Origin of the sequence: Actinoplanes sp. NPDC051633 (assembly GCF_040681735.1) — a bacterium.
Taxonomy (GTDB): Bacteria; Actinomycetota; Actinomycetes; order Mycobacteriales; family Micromonosporaceae; genus Actinoplanes.
The window spans coordinates 1-1,009 of the sequence record NZ_JBFAZH010001859.1; the positions used below are offsets into that span (position 1 = coordinate 1).

Sequence of the window (1,009 nt, forward strand, 5' to 3'; positions counted from 1 at the left end):
TCCTCGTTACCATGCGGGGACGCACATTCCGACGACCTCTGATGACGACGACGAGGGTCGGGCTAGCGCGTGGCCGACGCGGCTGAAATCCAGGGGCCCAGTGCCTCTCCTGCCCGCCGCCGACTGCGGCGCGCCGGAGCGCTGCTGGCGGGCGCACCGCTGCTGGCCGGGCTGCTCCAGTTGACCGCGGCCGAGCCCGCGCAGGCGGCGCCGGCGGACTCGGTGTCCGTGGCGTTGGACTCACTGACGCCCAGCGCGCCCACCGAGGACGACACGCTGACCGTGTCCGGCACTGTCCTCAACAACGGTAGGCAGTCCGTGACGGGCGCCCACGTCGGCCTGCGGGTGGGTCCCCTGCTGAACACCCGCTCCGCGATCGACGGCATCGCCCAGCACCCCGACGATCTCCGCGGCGATGCCGGCGACGAGCTCGGCGGCAAGTACACGCAGAAGTTCAGCACGCTGATTCCGGGCGTCGCCGAGCACTTCAGCATCTCCGTGCCCGTGGACGAGCTGGACCTCGGCAAGGACGGCGTCTACTCCTTCGGCGTCTCCGTGTCCGGCAAGACCTCGGCCCGGCCCTGGGACCAGATGCTCGGCATCGAGCGGACCTTCCTGCCCTGGCAGTCGTCCGAGGCCGACACCAAGAGCCGTACGACGTTCATGTGGCCACTGATCTCCTCCGTCCACATGACCGCCCGCACCAGCGCCGGAGAGCGGCAGACCCCCGTCTTCCAGGACGACCAACTGGCCAAGGAGATCGCCCCCGGCGGTCGCCTGGCGCAGATGATGGACCTGGGCCGCGATCTCGACGTCACCTGGGTGATCGACCCGGACCTGCTGGCCGCGGTGGACGCCATGGCCAACGGTTACCGGCTCCAGCAGCCCGACGGCACCAGCAAGGCCGGCTCGCGCGAGAACCAGGACGTCGCCAAGCAGTGGCTGGCCGGTCTTCAGAAGGCCGTGGCGGACAAGGAGGTCGTCGCGCTGCCCTTCGCCGACCCGGACC

The 1,009-nt window shown here is 70.5% G+C and carries 1 protein-coding gene; it reads left to right on the plus strand.

Annotation, left to right across the window (positions count from 1 at the left end; genetic code table 11):
- Positions 1 to 69 precede the first annotated feature (69 nt).
- Positions 70 to 1,009: hypothetical protein (locus AB0M20_RS45700; RefSeq protein WP_364307955.1), on the plus strand; the 940-nt coding region annotated here is incomplete at its 3' end.